Consider the following 19,076-nt stretch of genomic DNA (forward strand, 5'->3'; position numbering starts at 1 on the left):
GTCCCTCCTATAATACTTTTTATTATCCTTTTACAGCTCCAGCAACAACGCCTTCTATAATATGTTTTTGGCAAACTAGGTAGAAAACTATTATTGGGATAATTGCTAATACAAGCATTGCCATCATAGCTCCCATATCTCTATTTCCATTTGATCCTACAAGCATTTGTATTACTACTGGAATTGTCTTATATTTTGTAGATAAACCTATTACTAAATATGGTAATAAGTAATCATTCCATACCCACATTGCATTTAGTATAGCAACTGTTATAGATGTTGGTTTTAATATTGGTAGTACTATATAGAAGTAAGTTTGTAACGGATTACAACCATCTATCATAGCGGCTTCTTCTATTTCTAAAGGTATTGATTTTATAAAACCACTAAACATAAATACTGATAGTCCTGACCCAAAACCAAGATATAATGCAATCATACCTATTGGATTTGACAAATTTAGTCCATCTGCCAATTTTACCATTGGGAACATTACCATTTGAAACGGCACTATCATCGAGAACACAAATAAATAATAAATAGCACTGGTTAATTTACTTTTTACTCTTGTTATATAATAAGCCGTCATAGATGTGAAGAAGATTATTACTACAACAGATCCTATTGTTATAAAGAATGACCATCCTATAGCACTTAAAAATCCTGTTCTTTCTAATCCATTAATATAGTTTGTAATTCCCACAAATGTTTCTGGTGTAGGAATTGAAAATGGATTATCACTTATAAAAAATTTACCCTTAAATGAATTTATAACTATAAATAAAATAGGAGCTAAAAAAACTACTACTAATGCACAAAGTATTAAAAATGTAATACTATTTCCCCTGCCTTTTTTTCTTGGAACTGCGTTTTGCATTAATGTTCTACCTCCTTCTTTCTTGTATAATATAGTTGTATAAGAGCAATTAGAGCTACTATCACAAAGAACATAACTGCCTTAGCCTGCCCTACGCCTTCAAAGTTACTTCTTCCATAGAATGAATTAACTATATTTAATGCTAACATTTCAGTTTTATGCATTGGTGCACCATTAGTCAATGCTAAGTTTTGATCATATAGCTTGAAACTGTTTGATAGTGTTAGGAAGAGACAAATTGTTATAGATGGCATTACCATGGGTATTGTTACATGTCTTAATGTTTGCCATTTTGTTGCTCCATCAATTTTTGATGCTTCTATTAATTCTGTTGGTACATTTTGAAGACCTGCAATATATATAATCATCATATACCCTATCATTTGCCAGTTCATCAATAATATTAATCCAATAAGTCCATACTTTCCATTGGCAACTAAAGTTGTTCCATAGTTTGCTAGGACAGCATTTATCATGGATTGCCAAGTGTAACCTAATACTATACCGCCTATTAAGTTAGGCATAAAAAATACTGTACGGAAAAAGTTTGTTCCTTTTATCTTCTTTGTTAATAGATAAGCAAGTGTAAATGCAATTATATTAACTGTTACTATAGATACAATGGTGAATAACGTTGTGAAACCAAATGATTCTATAAATCTTTGACTTGGGTCAAATGCAGTTATATAGTTTTGTATACCTACAAACTTTGCATTACTTACTGTAGTAAAATCACAAAATGATAAATATAATCCTGTTACAAATGGAATCATAAATGCAATAGCAAATGCAATCAGTGTCGGTAATAAAAATACAGCAAAATATTTTTTCAAAGTTTTTTGCATACTATACCTCCTATTATTAATAAAAAGTAAGTGCTATAAAATCATCTTAGTTAAATAAAAAGCTTAGTTCATAAATAGTATCACCTTCATTACTTAACAAGGACTCAATCCTTTTTTCCTTTAACGGTAATATACTGTTATTTATGACTAAGCCTTTTCTATCTTGAATTAATTTAATTTTACTATCTTTAAAATAGGGCTAGATTATTATAAAAAAATAATAATCTAGCAACTCTTAAAAATACACTTACAAGTATTTAATGGCCTATTGGTTGTTATCATTATTTAGCTGCTTCTTTTTCACTAGCCCACTCATTAACTACTTTAGATTTAACATCTTCCCATTTCATATTACCATTAGCATACTCAAGTAAAGCTGCTCCAAAATCATCTTTAAATGTTTGACTTGGGAATGAAACAAAGTTCCAGTCTACATTGTATAAGTCTTTATTTTCTAAATATCTTAAAACTTCTTGAGCCAAAGGATCTTGTGGAGTTTCAGCATCCTTAAATGTATCAAATGGAGCTATAAATCCTAATTCTTCTGTTACATGTTTTTTACCAGTATCAGAAGTAAATAACCACTCAATAAAAGCTATAGATGCTTTTTGGTCAGCTTCTGAAGCTTTGTTGTTTATAGAGAAGAAGTTTTCAGTTCCTATACAAAGACCTTGTTTTTCTTCACCTTTAACACCAGTGTATATTGGCATGAATTTAACATCATCTTCTTTAACAGTATTTCCTTCAACTTCTGCTATTTGTCCCCATCCCCAGTTACCATTTTGAACCATAGCTGCTTTACCTAAAGCGAATTCAGCCATTGAATCAGATACTGTTTTACTTCCTAATAAAGTAGGTTCACAAGTAGAATTTTTTATGTACAAATCAAATATGTTTTTGTATTGATCAGCATAAGTAAAATCTATCTTATCTAAATCAGTTGCTTCTTTATCTTTATATTCATAATATATAGGTAAGTTAGCTAAGTGAGTTTGCCATCTCCAATCTTCACCAGGAGTTAATGATGTAGAAGCAAACACACCATCTATTCCCAACTTATCCTTTTTAGTTTGCATATCTTCTGCTACTTCTTTTAATTTATCATAATTATTTATTTCATCCATGGATTTAGCTTTTGCACCATCTAATTTAAAATATTTTTCCATTATTGCATTGTTATATATTATTCCATATCCCTCTTCAACATAAGGTATACCATACACTCCATCCCCATCTTTAACAGCCATATCTTCGTTTAATAAGTGCTTATATAATTCTGTATCTTTTAAATCAAGACAATAATCTTTCCATGATTTGTATCCTACTGGACCATTTATTTGGAATAGTGTTGGAGCATCTTCTTTAGCTATTTCTGATTTTAAAGTTTGTTCATAAGTACCACTGGCAGCTGTAACTACCTTTACCTTTACGCCAGTTTCTTTTTCATAATCTTGAGCTATTTTTTTCCATTGCTCTTCCTGTTCTGGTTTAAAGCTTAAGTAGTATACTGAACCTTTTTCATCGTCTTTTGAGCCATCACCAGAGGACGAACAACCCGTTAATGCTACAGTTGCCATAACTGCAGATAAAGCAATTGTTAAATACTTTTTAAGTTTTATCATAATATTTCCCCCTCACATATTTTATTCTATTCCCGGAAAGGTTTCCGATAACGTTCCCGAAATAACGTTTTCCTCCCCAGTAATAAGATAGTAACACCCATTTTTCTAAAAATCAATAATTTTTATGATATATTTTTAATTATATAAAATCAGCTATGTACACATATAAATCTATCTTTTATAGTGTACATAACCAATGACTTTTTATTTTAATTTCCAAATATCATTATTATATTCTGCAATAGTTCTATCAGAAGAAAAATACCCCGCCTTACTAATATTAACTAACATTCTCTTTGACCATTTTTCTCTATTTTCATATTCTTTGAATAACTCTTCTTTTTTATCACAGTATGATTGGAAGTCTAATAATCCCATAAACCAATCTTTTCTCATTATTTCTTTATATAACCTTATAAGATTTTCTTCACAACCAATGCTCATAAGGTTATCACTAACAATAAAATCTACCACTTCTTTTATATTCTTATTTTTTATATAGAAATCAAGAGGATCATAATCTCCATCCTCATAATGTTTAATTACATTGTCACTACTCTCTCCAAATATGAATATATTTTCATCTCCAACAAGTTCATGTATTTCTACATTAGCACCGTCTTCTGTTCCAAGAGTTAAGGCACCATTTAACATAAATTTCATATTTCCTGTTCCACTTGCCTCTTTTGATGCTAATGATATTTGCTCTGATATATCACATGCAGGTATTAATTTTTCAGCTGCAGTTACATTATAATTTTCTACCATAACAACTTTTAAATGTTTACTCACTTCTTTGTCATTATCTATAAGTTCTTGTAAACATAAAATTAAATGTATTATGTCTTTTGCTATTGTATAAGCCGGAGCTGCTTTTGCACCAAATATAATAGTTATAGGTGTTGTTGGTACATTTCCGTTTTTAATTTGTAGATATTTATAAATTACATATAAAGCATTCATCTGTTGTCTTTTATACTCATGTAACCTTTTTATTTGAATATCAAATATAGAGTTTTCATCAATTTCTACATTTTGAACTTTTTTAAGATATTTTTTAAGACTTACCTTATTTACATGTTTAATATCTAATAACTTTTGAAGAACTTCTTTATCATTAACATATTTAATCATACCTTGTAATTTTTCTGCATTAGCTTTAAATTCATTTCCTATTAACTCTTCTACTAGCTTAGTTAATTCAGGATTGCAATGCATTAGCCATCTTCTAAATGTTATGCCATTTGTTTTGTTATTAAATTTTTCAGGATATATTTTATAAAAGTTATTTAATTCATTATTTTTTAATATATCAGTATGAAGTGATGCAACTCCATTTACACTAAACGTATAATGTATATCTATATGAGCCATGTGAACATTTTTATTTTTATCTATTATGTATAAAGATTCCTCATCATATTTAGCTCTAACTTTTTTATCTAATTCTTTAATTATTGGTACAAGCTGTGGAACAGCTTTTTCTAAATATGTTATAGGCCACTTTTCTAATGCTTCTGCCAATATGGTATGATTCGTATAAGCACATGTTTTAGATACTATCTCTATAGCTTCATCCATTTGAATTCCTTTTTCAACTAAAAGACGTATAAGTTCAGGAATAACCATAGTAGGATGAGTATCATTTATCTGTATTACAGCATAATCATATAAATCATGAAGGTTAGATCCCTTTTGAATACATTCATCTAATATAAATCTAGCTCCATTACTAACCATAAAATATTGTTGGTAAATACGAAGAAGGTGTCCTTTTTCATCACTATCATCAGGATATAAGAATAGAGTAAGATTTTTCCTAATATCTTCTTTATCAAAATTAATTCCGTCATTTACTATAGTTTCATCAACTGTTTCAATATCAAATAAATGAAGCTTATTCGTTGTGTTATTATATCCTGTTATATTTATATCGTATAACCTAGACTTTAATGAAAATCCACGAAAATCAATATCATAAGTTACATTCGTTCTTTTCAACCAACTATGTTTTTCAATCCATTCATTTATTTCTTCATTTTGCAAATTATTTTTAAATACTTGTTTAAATAAACCAAAATGATAATTTAGTCCTATTCCATCTCCAGGAAGACCTAATGTAGCTATAGAATCTAAAAAACATGCAGCTAATCTTCCAAGTCCACCATTTCCCAAAGATGGTTCCGGCTCTACTTCTTCTATCTCAGATAGACTTTTTCCATTGTCATTTAAAATTTTTTTAATTTCATCATAAATACCTAAATTTATTAAGTTATTTGATAATAACTTTCCAATTAAAAACTCTGCTGAAATATAATATAGCTTCTTTTTATCTTGGTTTTCATTTATCTTATTTTCTCCAAACTCTTGTACCATTTCTAATAGAGCATAGTAGATTTCTTCATTTGAACAAAATGAAATATCTTTATTGCACTTAGACTTTAATATTTTTGATAAATTCAAAGATAGTCTCCCCTCCTGATTCTCCATTCATTTATGGAAACGTTTTCGGTAACGTTACCAATATATTTTCTAAATCCTTTGAGTTTTACAATTAACATTGTTTATGTTTTTTAGAATCATTGTTTTAAGGTTATTATAATTTATAAGCTTTACTTTTACAACAATATTTATTATTTTCTATTTTATTTATAAATTTATACAATAAAAAAACATACCTATTTGGTATGCTTATAAATATATTTTTAAATAAAAAAATTACGTGGCTACGTGCTACTCTCCCAGGGGGTCGCCCCCCAAGTACCATCGCCGCTCAAGAGCTTAACTTCTGTGTTCGGAATGGGAACAGGTGTATCCTCTTTGCTATAATAACCACATAATCTTCATATAAAGTATTAACTTTTGTTAGTACTTTCAAAACTGCTAACATTTAATGTTTCCATTATTTTTTTGGTCAAGTCCTCGACCTATTAGTATCAGTAAGCTACATATGTTACCACACTTCCACCTCTGACCTATCAACCATGTAGTCTTCATGGGGTCTTAACCTTGCGGTGGGAAATCTTATCTCGAAGTAGGCTTCGCGCTTAGATGCTTTCAGCGCTTATCCTTTCCGTACTTAGCTACCCAGCTATGCCCTTGGCAGAACAACTGGTACACCAGCGGTACGTCCATCCCGGTCCTCTCGTACTAAGGACAGGTCTCCTCAAATTTCCTACGCCTGCGACGGATAGGGACCGAACTGTCTCACGACGTTCTGAACCCAGCTCGCGTACCACTTTAATGGGCGAACAGCCCAACCCTTGGGACCTACTACAGCCCCAGGATGTGATGAGCCGACATCGAGGTGCCAAACCTCCCCGTCGATGTGGACTCTTGGGGGAGATCAGCCTGTTATCCCCAGGGTAGCTTTTATCCGTTGAGCGATGGCCCTTCCATGCGGTACCACCGGATCACTAAGTCCGACTTTCGTCCTTGCTCGACCTGTATGTCTTGCAATCAAGCTCTCTTCTGCCTTTACACTCTACGTACGATTTCCGACCGTACTGAGAGAACCTTTGAGCGCCTCCGTTACTCTTTAGGAGGCGACCGCCCCAGTCAAACTGTCCACCTGACAGTGTCCCACTACCTGATTCAAGGCAGCTGGTTAGAATCCCAGTACTACAAGGGTGGTATCCCAAGGATGGCTCCACACAGACTGACGTCCATGCTTCATAGCCTCCCACCTATCCTGTACATGTAGCACCGAGACTCAATGTCAAGCTACAGTAAAGCTCCATGGGGTCTTTCCGTCCTGTCGCAGGTAACCGGCATCTTCACCGGTATTACAATTTCACCCAGTCTGTTGTTGAGACAGTGCCCAAATCGTTACGCCTTTCGTGCGGGTCGGAACTTACCCGACAAGGAATTTCGCTACCTTAGGACCGTTATAGTTACGGCCGCCGTTTACTGGGGCTTAAGTTCACTGCTTCGGTTACCCTAACAGATCCCCTTAACCTTCCAGCACCGGGCAGGCGTCAGCTCCTATACATCGTCTTGCGACTTAGCAGAAACCTATGTTTTTGGTAAACAGTCGCTTGGGCCTATTCTCTGCGGCCATGTTTCCATGGCACCCCTTCTCCCTAAGTTACGGGGTCATTTTGCCGAGTTCCTTAACAACAGTTCTCTGGCTGGCCTTAGGATACTCTCCTCACCCACCTGTGTCGGTTTGCGGTACAGGCACCTTTAACCTCGATAGAGACTTTTCTCGACAGTGTGAAATCAGCTACTTCGCTACTAAATTTCGCTCCGCATCGTACCCCAGCATTATTCAGGCGGATTTGCCTACCTGAACTGCCTCAATACTTGCCCGCACATAACCAACAGTGCGGTTAGCTTATCCTACTGTGTCATCCCATTTCTCAAACGGTTATTGGTGGTACAGGAATATCAACCTGTTGTCCATCACCTACGCCTTTCGGCCTCGGCTTAGGTCCTGACTAACCCAGGGCGGACGAACCTTCCCCTGGAAACCTTGGGTTTACGGCCTGTGGGATTCTCACCCACATCTCGCTACTCATGCCAACATTCTCACTTCTATACAGTCCACATCTCCTTACGGTAATGCTTCAATCCGTATAGAAAGCTCTCCTACCCATCATAAATGATGCCGTAGCTTCGGTAGTACGTTTTAGCCCCGGAAATTTTCGGCGCAGGATCACTCGACCAGTGAGCTATTACGCACTCTTTAAATGAGTGGCTGCTTCTAAGCCAACATCCTGGTTGTCTGTGCAATCCCACATCCTTTACCACTTAACGTACATTTAGGGACCTTAGCTGACGATCTGGGCTGTTGCCCTTTGACTATGAATCTTATCACCCACAGTCTGACTCCCAAGCATAAGAATACGGTATTCGGAGTTTGATAGTCTTCGGTAAGTGCAATACCCCCTAGGACATTCAGTGCTCTACCCCCGTTTCTCTAAATCTTGAGGCTAGCCCTAAAGCTATTTCGGAGAGAACCAGCTATCTCCGGGCTCGATTGGAATTTCACCGCTATCCACAGGTCATCCCCGAGCTTTTCAACGCTCGTGGGTTCGGTCCTCCACGAAATTTTACTTTCGCTTCAACCTGCCCATGGATAGGTCGCCCGGTTTCGGGTCTACGTCAACTAACTATACGCCCAGTTAAGACTCGCTTTCGCTGCGGCTCCACACCTTAAGTGCTTAACCTTGCTAGGTAACGTAACTCGTTGGCCCGTTCTACAAAAAGTACGCAGTCACACAAATAATGTGCTCCTACAGCTTGTAAGTGTAGGGTTTCAGGTTCTATTTCACTCCCCTCCCGGGGTTCTTTTCACCTTTCCCTCACGGTACTATACGCTATCGGTCACTAGGTAGTATTTAGGCTTGGAGGATGGTCCCTCCTGCTTCCCACAGGGTTTCACGTGTCCCGTGGTACTCTGGATCATATCTGAAGTCTTCTTGTTTTGACTACGTGGCTTTTACACTTTATAGCGGAGCTTTCCAACTCTCTTCGTCTACAATAGCCTCTTCGTTATGATATGTCCGCAACCCCAGTGAAGAAAACTTCACTGGTTTGGCCTGTTCCGCGTTCGCTCGCCGCTACTTACGGAATCGAATTTCTTTCTCTTCCTCCGGGTACTTAGATGTTTCAGTTCCCCGGGTTCCCCTCATATAGCTATGTATTCACTATACGATACTTAGACATTACTCTAAGTGAGTTTCCTCATTCGGAAATCTTGGGATCACAGTTTACGTGCAACTCCCCCAAGCTTATCGCAGCTTATCGCGTCCTTCATCGGCTCCTAGTGCCAAGGCATTCGCCCTACACCCTTAATAACTTGACCAGTTATCAAAGTTGATATTTTTAAAAGTTATCTTCTTTATATGATATATTTTTTTAAGAAGTTTATCTTCTTCTTTATATAATGTCATATCACTAAATGTTATGCAGTTTTCAAAGTACTAGGTACTTAACAAGTAAGTACAAATTGAGTGTTCAAAGAACCCTCAAAATTAAACAGTAGGTTAATTCTCCCTAGAAAGGAGGTGATCCAGCCGCACCTTCCGATACGGCTACCTTGTTACGACTTCACCCCAGTTATTGATTTCACCTTCGACACTCGCTTCCCAAAAGGGTTAGCTAAGTGGCTTCGGGCGCCCCCAACTTCCGTGGTGTGACGGGCGGTGTGTACAAGACCCGGGAACGCATTCACCGCAGCATTCTGATCTGCGATTACTAGTAACTCCAGCTTCATGTAGGCGAGTTTCAGCCTACAATCCGAACTGAGAATGGCTTTAAGGGATTAGCTCGGCCTCACGACTTGGCTGCCCTCTGTACCACCCATTGTAGCACGTGTGTAGCCCTAAGCATAAGGGGCATGATGATTTGACGTCATCCCCACCTTCCTCCAGGTTATCCCTGGCAGTCCCTCTAGAGTGCCCAACTTAATGCTGGCAACTAAAGGCAAGGGTTGCGCTCGTTGCGGGACTTAACCCAACATCTCACGACACGAGCTGACGACAACCATGCACCACCTGTCACTTCTGTCCCCGAAGGGAAAAATGCGATTAGGCATCGGTCAAAAGGATGTCAAGCTTAGGTAAGGTTCTTCGCGTTGCTTCGAATTAAACCACATGCTCCGCTACTTGTGCGGGTCCCCGTCAATTCCTTTGAGTTTCACTCTTGCGAGCGTACTCCCCAGGCGGAGTACTTAATGCGTTAGCTGCGGCACCGAGGGGGGTAACCCCCGACACCTAGTACTCATCGTTTACGGCGTGGACTACCAGGGTATCTAATCCTGTTTGCTCCCCACGCTTTCGTGCCTCAGTGTCAGTTACAGTCCAGAAAGCCGCCTTCGCTACTGGTGTTCCTCCTAATATCTACGCATTTCACCGCTACACTAGGAATTCCACTTTCCTCTCCTGCACTCAAGTTTTCCAGTTTCAAGAGCTTACTACGGTTGAGCCGTAGCCTTTCACTCCTGACTTAAAAAACCACCTACGCACCCTTTACGCCCAGTAAATCCGGATAACGCTAGCCCCTACGTATTACCGCGGCTGCTGGCACGTAGTTAGCCGGGGCTTCCTCCTCAAGTACCGTCATTATCTTCCTTGAGGACAGAGTTTTACGACCCGAAGGCCTTCATCACTCACGCGGCGTTGCTGCATCAGGCTTTCGCCCATTGTGCAATATTCCCCACTGCTGCCTCCCGTAGGAGTTTGGACCGTGTCTCAGTTCCAATGTGGCCGATCACCCTCTCAGGTCGGCTACTGATCGTCGCCTTGGTAAGCCATTACCTTACCAACTAGCTAATCAGACGCGGGTCCATCTCATACCGCCGGAGCTTTGATAAAAAATCCATGTGAATCTCTTATATTATCCTGTATTAGCATACCTTTCGGTATGTTATCCATGTGTATGAGGCAGGTTACCCACGCGTTACTCACCCGTCCGCCGCTCTTTACCGAAGTAAATCGCTCGACTTGCATGTGTTAGGCACGCCGCCAGCGTTCATCCTGAGCCAGGATCAAACTCTCATAAAAAAGTTGTCCATTGCTCAGACTAATCATTATCTGAATATCTGGCTTGGTTTGTTTGTTGTTTCAGTTTAATTCTTAAAGAATTAATTTATTGTTAACCTACTGTTTAATTTTCAAAGTTCTTTTTGGTGGACCATCAGGGACTCGAACCCCAGACCTACCGGTTATGAGCCGGGCGCTCTAACCAACTGAGCTAATGGTCCACTTTATTTGGTGCCGAAGACCGGAATCGAACCGGTACGAAAGTATAAGTTTCGCAGGATTTTAAGTCCTGTGCGTCTGCCAGTTCCGCCACTTCGGCATGCACCAAATTTGGCTACGTCCTACTCTCCCAGGAGGTCGCCCTCCAAGTACCATCAGCGCTCAAGAGCTTAACTTCTGTGTTCGGAATGGGAACAGGTGTATCCTCTTTGCTATAATAACCAAATTTTGTTTTGTTTTTTAGTACGAGTATTATATTAACATTTTTCAAAACTTTTGTCAAATGTTTTTTTACTCTTTTTAATTTTTCTTATTTAATAAAAATTAACCTATCACCTAAGTGATACTTTTCTTTTGCTCCATTTCTCTGGCGCAATAAATAATATACACTATATTAAGCAATAGGTCAATAGTTTTTTACATATTTTTTTCATATTCTTTTTTTAGCTTTTCTATTATCTTTCTTTCAAGCCTAGAAATAGTCATTTGAGATATATTCAATTCTTTTGCTAGAGCTGATTGTGTTTTTTCTAAATAGAACCTGCCTTTAAAAATCTGAACCTCTAATTCATTCAATGTTTCTATAAATTTTTCCAAGAAATCCTTATATTCTATATCATTAAAGCTTTCTTCTTTATCTGCTATTTTATCCATTAAAGATATATTTTCTTCTGAATCACTATTATTAGTTGCATCTAATGATACTGGTTGATACCCATAAGATGCCTCCATAGATTCTAACACTTCTTCTTCTGTACACCCTAAATATTCAGCAATTTCTTTTACTTTAGGATGTCTTTTATTTTGTTGCTCTAACACAACTTTAGCTTCACTTACCTTTTTACTTAGTTCCTGAACCCTTCTGGGAACTCTAAGGGTCCAAACTTTGTCTCTAAAGTACTTTTTTATTTCACCCACTATTGTAGGTGTAGCAAAACTTGAAAATTCAAATCCTTTTTCTATGTCATATCTGTCTATAGCATATATTAATGCCAAAGAAGCGACTTGATATATATCATCAAATTCTACCCCTTTATTAATATATTTTTTTGCTAATATATTAACTAAATATAGATGTCTTTCAATTAGGATATCTCTTACTTCTATATTTTTTTCTTTGCTATAAAGTTTAAAAAGTTCTTTAGTTTCCATATTTAGGTAACTTGTAGCATTAGCTACCCTCTTCATTACATATCAACTCCTAAATACTTTGTCATTTTTATACTAGTTCCCTTTCCTTCTTGTGATTCAACAATTACATCATCCATAAGGGATTCTATTATAAATAGTCCCATTCCACTTTCTTTAAGATTATCTATATCTGGCTCATTTACAGTGCTTATATCATATCCTTTGCCATTATCTATTATTTCTATAGTTAACCCATTTTCTATCATTGAGTATATAATTGTAAATCGATCATCTAAGCTGTGTTTTATAGCATTTGTACAAGCTTCAGATATAGCTACTTTTAAATCCTCTATATCATCAATACAAAAGCCTACTTTATTTGCAATACCAGAAGTAGTTAATCTTATTATACTTACATACTCTGGATTTGCTGTAATCTCCATTTTTATTATTTCGCAAGTCAAAACTATCCCTCCAATTTAAAAATCTTATCTAAACCTGTTATATTGAATATTTTTCTTACGTTATTCTTAGGTTTTTCTATATATACTTCTTTATTCTCTATCTTTAATCTTTTTAGAATTCCTATCATTACGCCAAGTCCAGTTGAATCTATGTATTCTAAATCCTCAAGATCTAATCTCATGTCTATATTTTTCTCGTCAACTAATTTATGCAAGCATTTTTTTAATTCATCTGCTGTAGATACATCTAGTTCTCCTTCAAGGGAAACTTTCCAAAAATCATTTGTTGTATCCAGTATTGAGTTTATTTTTATCGACATTATTATACCTCCTGTTTAATGTGCTATTTTTTGAAAAACTTGAATACTCTAAATAAGCTACTAATCTTAGTTACTATATCCATAATTTCTCTAACACTTTTTGTTATATGTGCAGCATTGTCTATTATATCTGTTATATGTCTTTCATTAACATCTATTAATCTATTTGTTCTTTCTACAACTTTATTGGCACTATTTAATACCTTTGCTAAATATATAGCAACTATAAAAAAGCTAGCACCAAATAAAACTGCCCCTATTTGCCAGCCTAATGCATTCATTACTTATCTCCCTCTTCAAAGCTCTTACTTATTAATATATCTTCTTCTGATATTTCTATATTATTATCTTCTATTATTTCATCTTTTATAGATATAATTTTTTCCTTAACACTGTCAAATGTTTCATGTAGAACATCTTTTGGATTTTCTTTTACTTCTATTAATTTTTCTTTAGCTTCTTTTCTTATTTCAGAACCTTCTTTAGGCGCTAAACATAATCCTGTAACAAATCCAGCTACTGCTCCTAGTACTAAGTATAATCCCTTTTTTGAACTCATAGTAATTTCTCCTTTTTATATTTATTAATTATATATTAAAGATTTATATGGAAAAAGAATAGGATAAAATCCTATTCTTCATCTATATTTATTTTTGCAATGGAAACTACATTTACTTCGTCTTGTGTCTTCATTAATTTAACCCCACTTGTTACTCTGCCATAAATTGAAATTCCTTCAACTTCCAGTCTTATAAGTATTCCATTAGAGTTAATCATCATTATTTGATCTATCTCTGAAACCATTTCAGCTCCAACGATTTTTCCTGTCTTTTCAAATATATTATATGTTTTTATTCCTTTTCCAGCTCTACTTTGAACTCTATATTCATTAATATCTGTTCTTTTACCGAATCCTTTTTCACTTACTACTAATAATTCCTGACCTTCGTCTGTTAAGTTCATAGAAACTACTCTATCATCTCCTGATAAAGTTATACCTTTTACACCCATGGCTGTTCTACCCATAGGTCTTATATCTGTTTCTTTGAATCTTATAGACATTCCATTTTCAGTAACTAAAAGTACATCTTTTTCACCGTTTGTAATTTTAACATCTATTAATTCATCATCACTTCTAAGTCCAATTGCTATTAATCCTGATTTATTAATATTTTTAAATTCTTCACGTTTAGTTTTCTTTACGATACCTTTTTTAGTGGCTAATAGTAAGTATAACTCTTCATTATTCGAATTATCTACTGGAATTAGAGTAGTTATTTTTTCATTTGGTGCTAATTGTAATAAGTTTACTATAGCAGTTCCTTTTGCTTTTCTCTTTCCTTCTGGAATTTCAAAAGCATCCATTCTAAATACTCTACCTTTATTTGTAAAGAATAGTAATCTACTATGTGTAGTTGTTGTAACTAAATGTTTTACAAAGTCTTCTTCTCTAGTAGACATTGCTGATATTCCTTTACCACCTCTATTTTGACTCTTATATGTATCTAGAGGTACTCTCTTTATATAACCAAAATGAGTAAGAGTAATTGCTATTTCTTCATCATCAATTAAATCTCTCATATTGATTTCACCTTCAGCATGTCTTATTTCTGTTCTTCTCTCATCTGCATATTTTTCTCTTATAGCTATAATTTCTTCTTTTATAACACCTAGAAGTAGTTGTTCGTCTGCTAATATAGATCTTAAATATTCTATTTTTTTCATTAACTCACTGTATTCATCTTCTATCTTTTCTCTCTCTAATCCAGTAAGTCTTTGTAATCTCATATCTAAGATAGCTTGAGCTTGTACATCTGTTAAACCGAATTTTTCTATTAGCCCATTTTTAGCTTCTTGTGTTGTCTTAGAAGCCCTTATTAAACTTATTACAGCATCTATATTATCTAGGGCTATTCTTAATCCTTCTAATATATGTGCTCTTGCTTCTGCTTTATTTAATTCAAATTTTGTTCTACGTGTAACAACATCTTTTTGATGTTCAACATAGTAGTATAGCATTTCTTTTAAATTTAATACTTTCGGTACACCGTTAACAAGTGCAAGCATTATTATACTGAAGGTATCTTCCATTTGAGAATGTTTATACAGATTGTTAAGAACTATGTTAGCATTCGCATCTCTTTTTAGCTCTATTACGATTCTCATACCATTTCTGTTACTTTCATCTCTTAAGTCAGAAATGCCTTCTAATTTTTTATCTTTAACTAGTTCAGCTATTCTTTCGACTAATCTAGCTTTATTTACTTGATAAGGAATTTCTGTAACAACGATTTGTTGTCTTCCTTTTGGTAATTCTTCTATTATGGCTCTAGATCTAACTTTTACTTTACCTCTACCAGTTCTATAAGCTTCTGCTATATTTTCTTTTCCCATTATTATTGCTGACGTTGGGAAGTCTGGTCCTTGTACATATTTCATTAATTCTTCTATACTACAATCAGGATTATCAATTAAATGTACTGCTGCATCTATTGTTTCACCTAAGTTATGTGGTGGAATAGATGTAGCCATACCAACCGCTATACCATTAGATCCATTTACTAATAAGTTTGGATATCTTGATGGTAATACTGATGGCTCTTTTAAAGACTCATCAAAGTTTGGCACAAAATCTACTGTTTCTTTATCTATATCTCTAAGTAGTTCTAATGCTAGTCTACTCATTTTTGCTTCTGTATAACGCATTGCTGCTGGTGAATCACCATCTACAGAACCAAAGTTACCATGACCATCAACTAAAAGCCCTCTAGTTGAGAAGTCTTGCGCCATTCTTACCATAGCAAAATATACTGCTGTATCTCCATGTGGATGGTATTTACCTAGAACGTCCCCGACAATACGTGCAGATTTTCTATAAGGTTTATCTGGCGTTAAATTTAAATCATTCATAGAGTAAAGTATTCTCCTATGAACAGGCTTTAATCCGTCTCTTACATCTGGTAATGCACGACCAACTATAACACTCATTGCATAATCAATATAAGACTTTTTCATTTCGCTTGATATTTCTATAGGGAGCACTTTGTTATTTTCTTCCATTTTCACTCATCCCCTTTCTTATATATCTAAATTTGTAACATATGTTGCATTTTCTTCTATAAATTCTTTTCTAGGTCCAACCTTATCACCCATTAGCATAGAGAATACCTGATCTGCCATTACAGCATCATCTATTGTAACTTGTAATAATGTTCTTGTTTCTGGGTTCATTGTTGTATCCCATAATTGCTCAGCGTTCATCTCTCCAAGACCTTTGTATCTTTGAAGTTCAACGCCTGTTCTTCCTATTTCTTCTAATAAAACTTCTAATTCTTTATCTGAATAAACATAGTATTCTTTCTTTTGTTTTTTAACCTTGTATAGAGGTGGCTGTGCTGCATAAACATATCCATTTTCTATAAGAGGCCTCATATATCTAAAGAAGAATGTTAATAATAATGTTCTAATATGAGCACCATCTACATCGGCATCGGTCATAATTATAATTTTGTGATATCTAGCTTTTTCTAGATCAAAATCATTTCCTACCCCACAGCCGTAAGCAGTTATCATATTTTTTATTTCATCAGAAGATAATATTTTATCTAATCTTGATTTTTCTACGTTTAATATCTTACCTCTAAGTGGTAGTATCGCTTGTGTATGTCTATCTCTACCTTGTTTTGCAGATCCTCCGGCAGAATCCCCTTCGACTAAGAATATTTCACTTTTTGCGGGATCTTTCTCTGCACAGTCTGCTAATTTCCCAGGTAATGATGTACTTTCAAGGACACTTTTTCTTCTTGTTAATTCTCTAGCTCTTTTTGCAGCCTCTCTAGCTCTTTGAGCTCTTAAACCTTTATCAACTATAATTCTAGCTGTTGTTGGGTTTTCTTCTAAGAATGCTCCTAGTTCTTCTACTGTTACGCTATCTACACTACCTCTCATATATGTATTACCTAATTTAGTCTTTGTTTGACCTTCAAATTGAGGTTCTGGTAGTTTAACTGATATAACAGCTGTAAGACCTTCTCTTATATCTTCACCTGTTAAATTTCCCTCATTTTCTTTTATTAACTTATTACGCTTAGCGTAGTCATTTACAGTTTTAGTTAATGCTGTTTTAAATCCTGCTAAGTGAGTTCCACCTTCGTGTGTGTCAATATTATTTGCAAATGAGAATATATTTTCTGTATATCCATCAGTATATTGCATTGCTATTTCAACGATAGAATCGCCTATTTTTTTATCTATGTGAACTATATCTTCATGTATACCTGTTTTTGTTTTGTTTAAGTATTTAACAAACTCTACTAGACCACCATCGTAATGGAATTCTTTTTTACGCTCACTATCTGTTCTTTTATCTTCAAATACAATTCTTACTCCCTTATTTAAGAAAGCAAGTTCTCTAAGTCTATGTTCTAATATTTCATATTTGAATTCAACTTCATCGAATATAGTTTCATCCGGCATGAAGCTTATTATTGTTCCTGTATGGTTAGATTCTCCAACTACTTCTAATGATGAAGTTGCCATCCCTTTTCCATAATTTTGTCTATATATCTTTCCATCTCTATATACATCTGCAACTAACCATTTTGACAATGCATTAACTACAGATATACCAACTCCGTGAAGTCCACCAGATACCTTGTATCCTCCTCCACCAAATTTACCTCCAGCGTGTAAAACTGTTAAAACTGTTTCTAAAGTAGATTTTCCAGTCTTCGGATGAGTTTCAACAGGTATTCCTCTACCATCATCCTTTACTGTTACACTACCATCATCATTTAGACTAACATATATTCTGTCGCAATAACCTTGTAATGCCTCATCTATACTATTATCAACAATTTCATAAACTAGATGGTGTAATCCTCTTGGTCCAGTAGATCCAATATACATACCAGGTCTTTTTCTAACTGCTTCTAGACCTTCTAGTACCTGAATCTGACTTGCGCCATACTCTTGTTGTTTCATTTAGTTACCTCCATTCTGTATACTAATTACTTTACCTTTTTCTATATTAAAAATAGTAGTATTATCTTTATTAAATATACTTTTATGTGCTATTTCTGCTGTAGTTATAAACATTTGTACATCTTCTAAATTTTCTACTAGTAGTTTTTGTCTCGTTTCATCCAATTCGCTAAATACATCATCTAATATTAATATAGGGTTTTCTCCAACCTCATTTTTAATTAGCTCTATTTCTGATAATTTTAATGAAATAGAAGCTGTCCTTTGTTGCCCTTGTGAACCATATAATCTTACATCTAATTTATTAACAAATATATTTAAGTCATCCTTATGAATTCCGTATTTTGTAGTTCTCACTTCCATATCATGTTCTCTACTTTCAATTAACTTATTATAAAATCTTTCCTTTACTTCTATAACAGTATCTTCATCACTTATATTTATTTGATTTTTATAAGTAATTTGTAAGTCTTCTATATTGTTAGTTAATCTAGTATGCATAGAATTTGCTATATTAGAAATTTTCTTGATAAAATCTCTTCTAATAATATATATATAGCTACCATATTTAGACAAGCTTTCATCATAGACATCTAATAAGTTCGTATCTATATTTCTATTTTTAAGAACTCTATTTTTTTGACTTAATATTTTATTGTAATTTATTAAATAATTATAATATTTGGGCATTATTTGACTTATTTCTTTATCTATAAATGATCTGCGTTCTCTTGGGCCATCTTTGACTAACCTTAAATCTTCTGGAGAAAAAATTACTACATTTAAATTTCCAAGTAATTCTTGAGTTTTTTGGATGTGTATCTTATTTACTTTAATTCCCTTTTTATTTTTTCCAATTGCAACTTCTATTAAACCATTTGTATCGTATTTAGTATAATTTCCTCCAACATATAAACTTTCCGTATCAAATTTAATAATTTCTTTATCTTTACTCGTCCTGAAAGATTTGCCAAAAGATAGCATATAAATAGATTCCACTATATTTGTTTTTCCCTGTCCATTTTTACCAACTAAGAGATTAACATTTTTATTAAAATCTATATACAGATTGTCATAATTTCTAAAATTCATTAATTTTAAGCTATTAAGCTGCATTAAAGGGACTCC

Annotated in this window: 12 protein-coding genes, 2 tRNA genes and 4 rRNA genes; all 18 read right to left on the minus strand. The window is 34.6% G+C overall.

The genetic code is table 11. The features are described from left to right. Nucleotides 1–22: 22 nt before the first annotated feature. The 18 genes from JW646_RS09285 to recF all read right to left on the minus strand — a co-directional run bounded on the left by JW646_RS09285 (nucleotide 23) and on the right by recF (nucleotide 19,064). Nucleotides 23–877 carry a carbohydrate ABC transporter permease gene (locus JW646_RS09285; RefSeq protein ID WP_148558577.1) on the minus strand — a complete coding sequence of 285 codons (855 nt, stop codon included), beginning with the start codon at nucleotides 875–877 and terminating at the stop codon, nucleotides 23–25. Continuing rightward, complete coding sequence (locus tag JW646_RS09290) at nucleotides 877–1,722, minus strand: carbohydrate ABC transporter permease (RefSeq protein WP_074920442.1); 846 nt, start codon at nucleotides 1,720–1,722, stop codon at nucleotides 877–879. Before JW646_RS09290 ends, JW646_RS09285 begins: the two co-directional genes overlap by 1 nt. Nucleotides 1,723–2,003: 281 nt before the next feature. Further along, nucleotides 2,004–3,344 carry an ABC transporter substrate-binding protein gene (locus JW646_RS09295; protein WP_074920443.1) on the minus strand — a complete coding sequence of 447 codons (1,341 nt, stop codon included), beginning with the start codon at nucleotides 3,342–3,344 and terminating at the stop codon, nucleotides 2,004–2,006. Between the two features lie 204 nt (nucleotides 3,345–3,548). Further along, on the minus strand, nucleotides 3,549–5,807 hold the full coding sequence (locus JW646_RS09300) for a glycogen/starch/alpha-glucan phosphorylase (RefSeq protein WP_331478076.1): 2,259 nt from the start codon (nucleotides 5,805–5,807) through the stop codon (nucleotides 3,549–3,551). Between the two features lie 257 nt (nucleotides 5,808–6,064). Continuing rightward, a 5S ribosomal RNA gene (gene rrf / locus JW646_RS09305) occupies nucleotides 6,065–6,181 on the minus strand. 73 nt (nucleotides 6,182–6,254) lie between these two features. Further along, nucleotides 6,255–9,153: ribosomal RNA gene (locus JW646_RS09310) — 23S ribosomal RNA — on the minus strand. A gap of 195 nt (nucleotides 9,154–9,348) precedes the next feature. Further along, nucleotides 9,349–10,852: ribosomal RNA gene (locus JW646_RS09315) — 16S ribosomal RNA — on the minus strand. 123 nt (nucleotides 10,853–10,975) lie between these two features. Next, nucleotides 10,976–11,052 (minus strand) — tRNA-Ile (locus JW646_RS09320). An 8-nt stretch (nucleotides 11,053–11,060) separates the two neighbouring features. Further along, nucleotides 11,061–11,150 (minus strand) — tRNA-Leu (locus JW646_RS09325). Nucleotides 11,151–11,159: 9 nt separating this feature from the next. After that, nucleotides 11,160–11,276: ribosomal RNA gene (gene rrf, locus JW646_RS09330) — 5S ribosomal RNA — on the minus strand. Together the 16S, 23S and 5S rRNA genes with 2 tRNA genes alongside form the textbook arrangement of a ribosomal RNA operon. 191 nt (nucleotides 11,277–11,467) lie before the next feature. Beyond that, nucleotides 11,468–12,238: a SigB/SigF/SigG family RNA polymerase sigma factor gene (locus JW646_RS09335; protein WP_074920210.1), complete on the minus strand. Its 771-nt coding sequence runs from the start codon at nucleotides 12,236–12,238 to the stop codon at nucleotides 11,468–11,470. After that, nucleotides 12,238–12,645, minus strand: coding sequence for an ATP-binding protein (locus JW646_RS09340; RefSeq protein WP_148558482.1), 408 nt, complete (start codon nucleotides 12,643–12,645; stop codon nucleotides 12,238–12,240). The genes JW646_RS09335 and JW646_RS09340 overlap by 1 nt, the downstream gene beginning before the upstream one ends. 2 nt (nucleotides 12,646–12,647) lie before the next feature. After that, a complete protein-coding gene (locus tag JW646_RS09345) occupies nucleotides 12,648–12,965 on the minus strand; it encodes an STAS domain-containing protein (RefSeq protein ID WP_074920211.1) in 318 nt (105 codons plus the stop codon). 23 nt (nucleotides 12,966–12,988) lie between these two features. Then, entirely contained in the window at nucleotides 12,989–13,246 is a 258-nt protein-coding gene (locus tag JW646_RS09350) for a DUF948 domain-containing protein (protein ID WP_018590067.1), read from the minus strand. Further along, nucleotides 13,246–13,524 (minus strand): YtxH domain-containing protein, encoded by a 279-nt coding sequence (locus tag JW646_RS09355; protein ID WP_074920212.1) that lies wholly within the window; start codon nucleotides 13,522–13,524, stop codon nucleotides 13,246–13,248. The genes JW646_RS09350 and JW646_RS09355 overlap by 1 nt, the downstream gene beginning before the upstream one ends. 71 nt (nucleotides 13,525–13,595) lie before the next feature. Continuing rightward, entirely contained in the window at nucleotides 13,596–16,025 is a 2,430-nt protein-coding gene (gyrA, locus tag JW646_RS09360) for a DNA gyrase subunit A (protein ID WP_228417307.1), read from the minus strand. A gap of 18 nt (nucleotides 16,026–16,043) precedes the next feature. Continuing rightward, nucleotides 16,044–17,948, minus strand: coding sequence for a DNA topoisomerase (ATP-hydrolyzing) subunit B (gyrB, locus tag JW646_RS09365; RefSeq protein ID WP_148558484.1), 1,905 nt, complete (start codon nucleotides 17,946–17,948; stop codon nucleotides 16,044–16,046). Further along, nucleotides 17,949–19,064, minus strand: a complete 1,116-nt coding sequence (recF, locus tag JW646_RS09370; RefSeq protein WP_228417308.1) for a DNA replication/repair protein RecF — start codon at nucleotides 19,062–19,064, stop codon at nucleotides 17,949–17,951. Nucleotides 19,065–19,076 lie beyond the last annotated feature (12 nt).

It is taken from the genome of Terrisporobacter hibernicus (assembly GCF_020809405.1).
Lineage (GTDB): Bacteria > Bacillota > Clostridia > Peptostreptococcales > Peptostreptococcaceae > Terrisporobacter > Terrisporobacter petrolearius.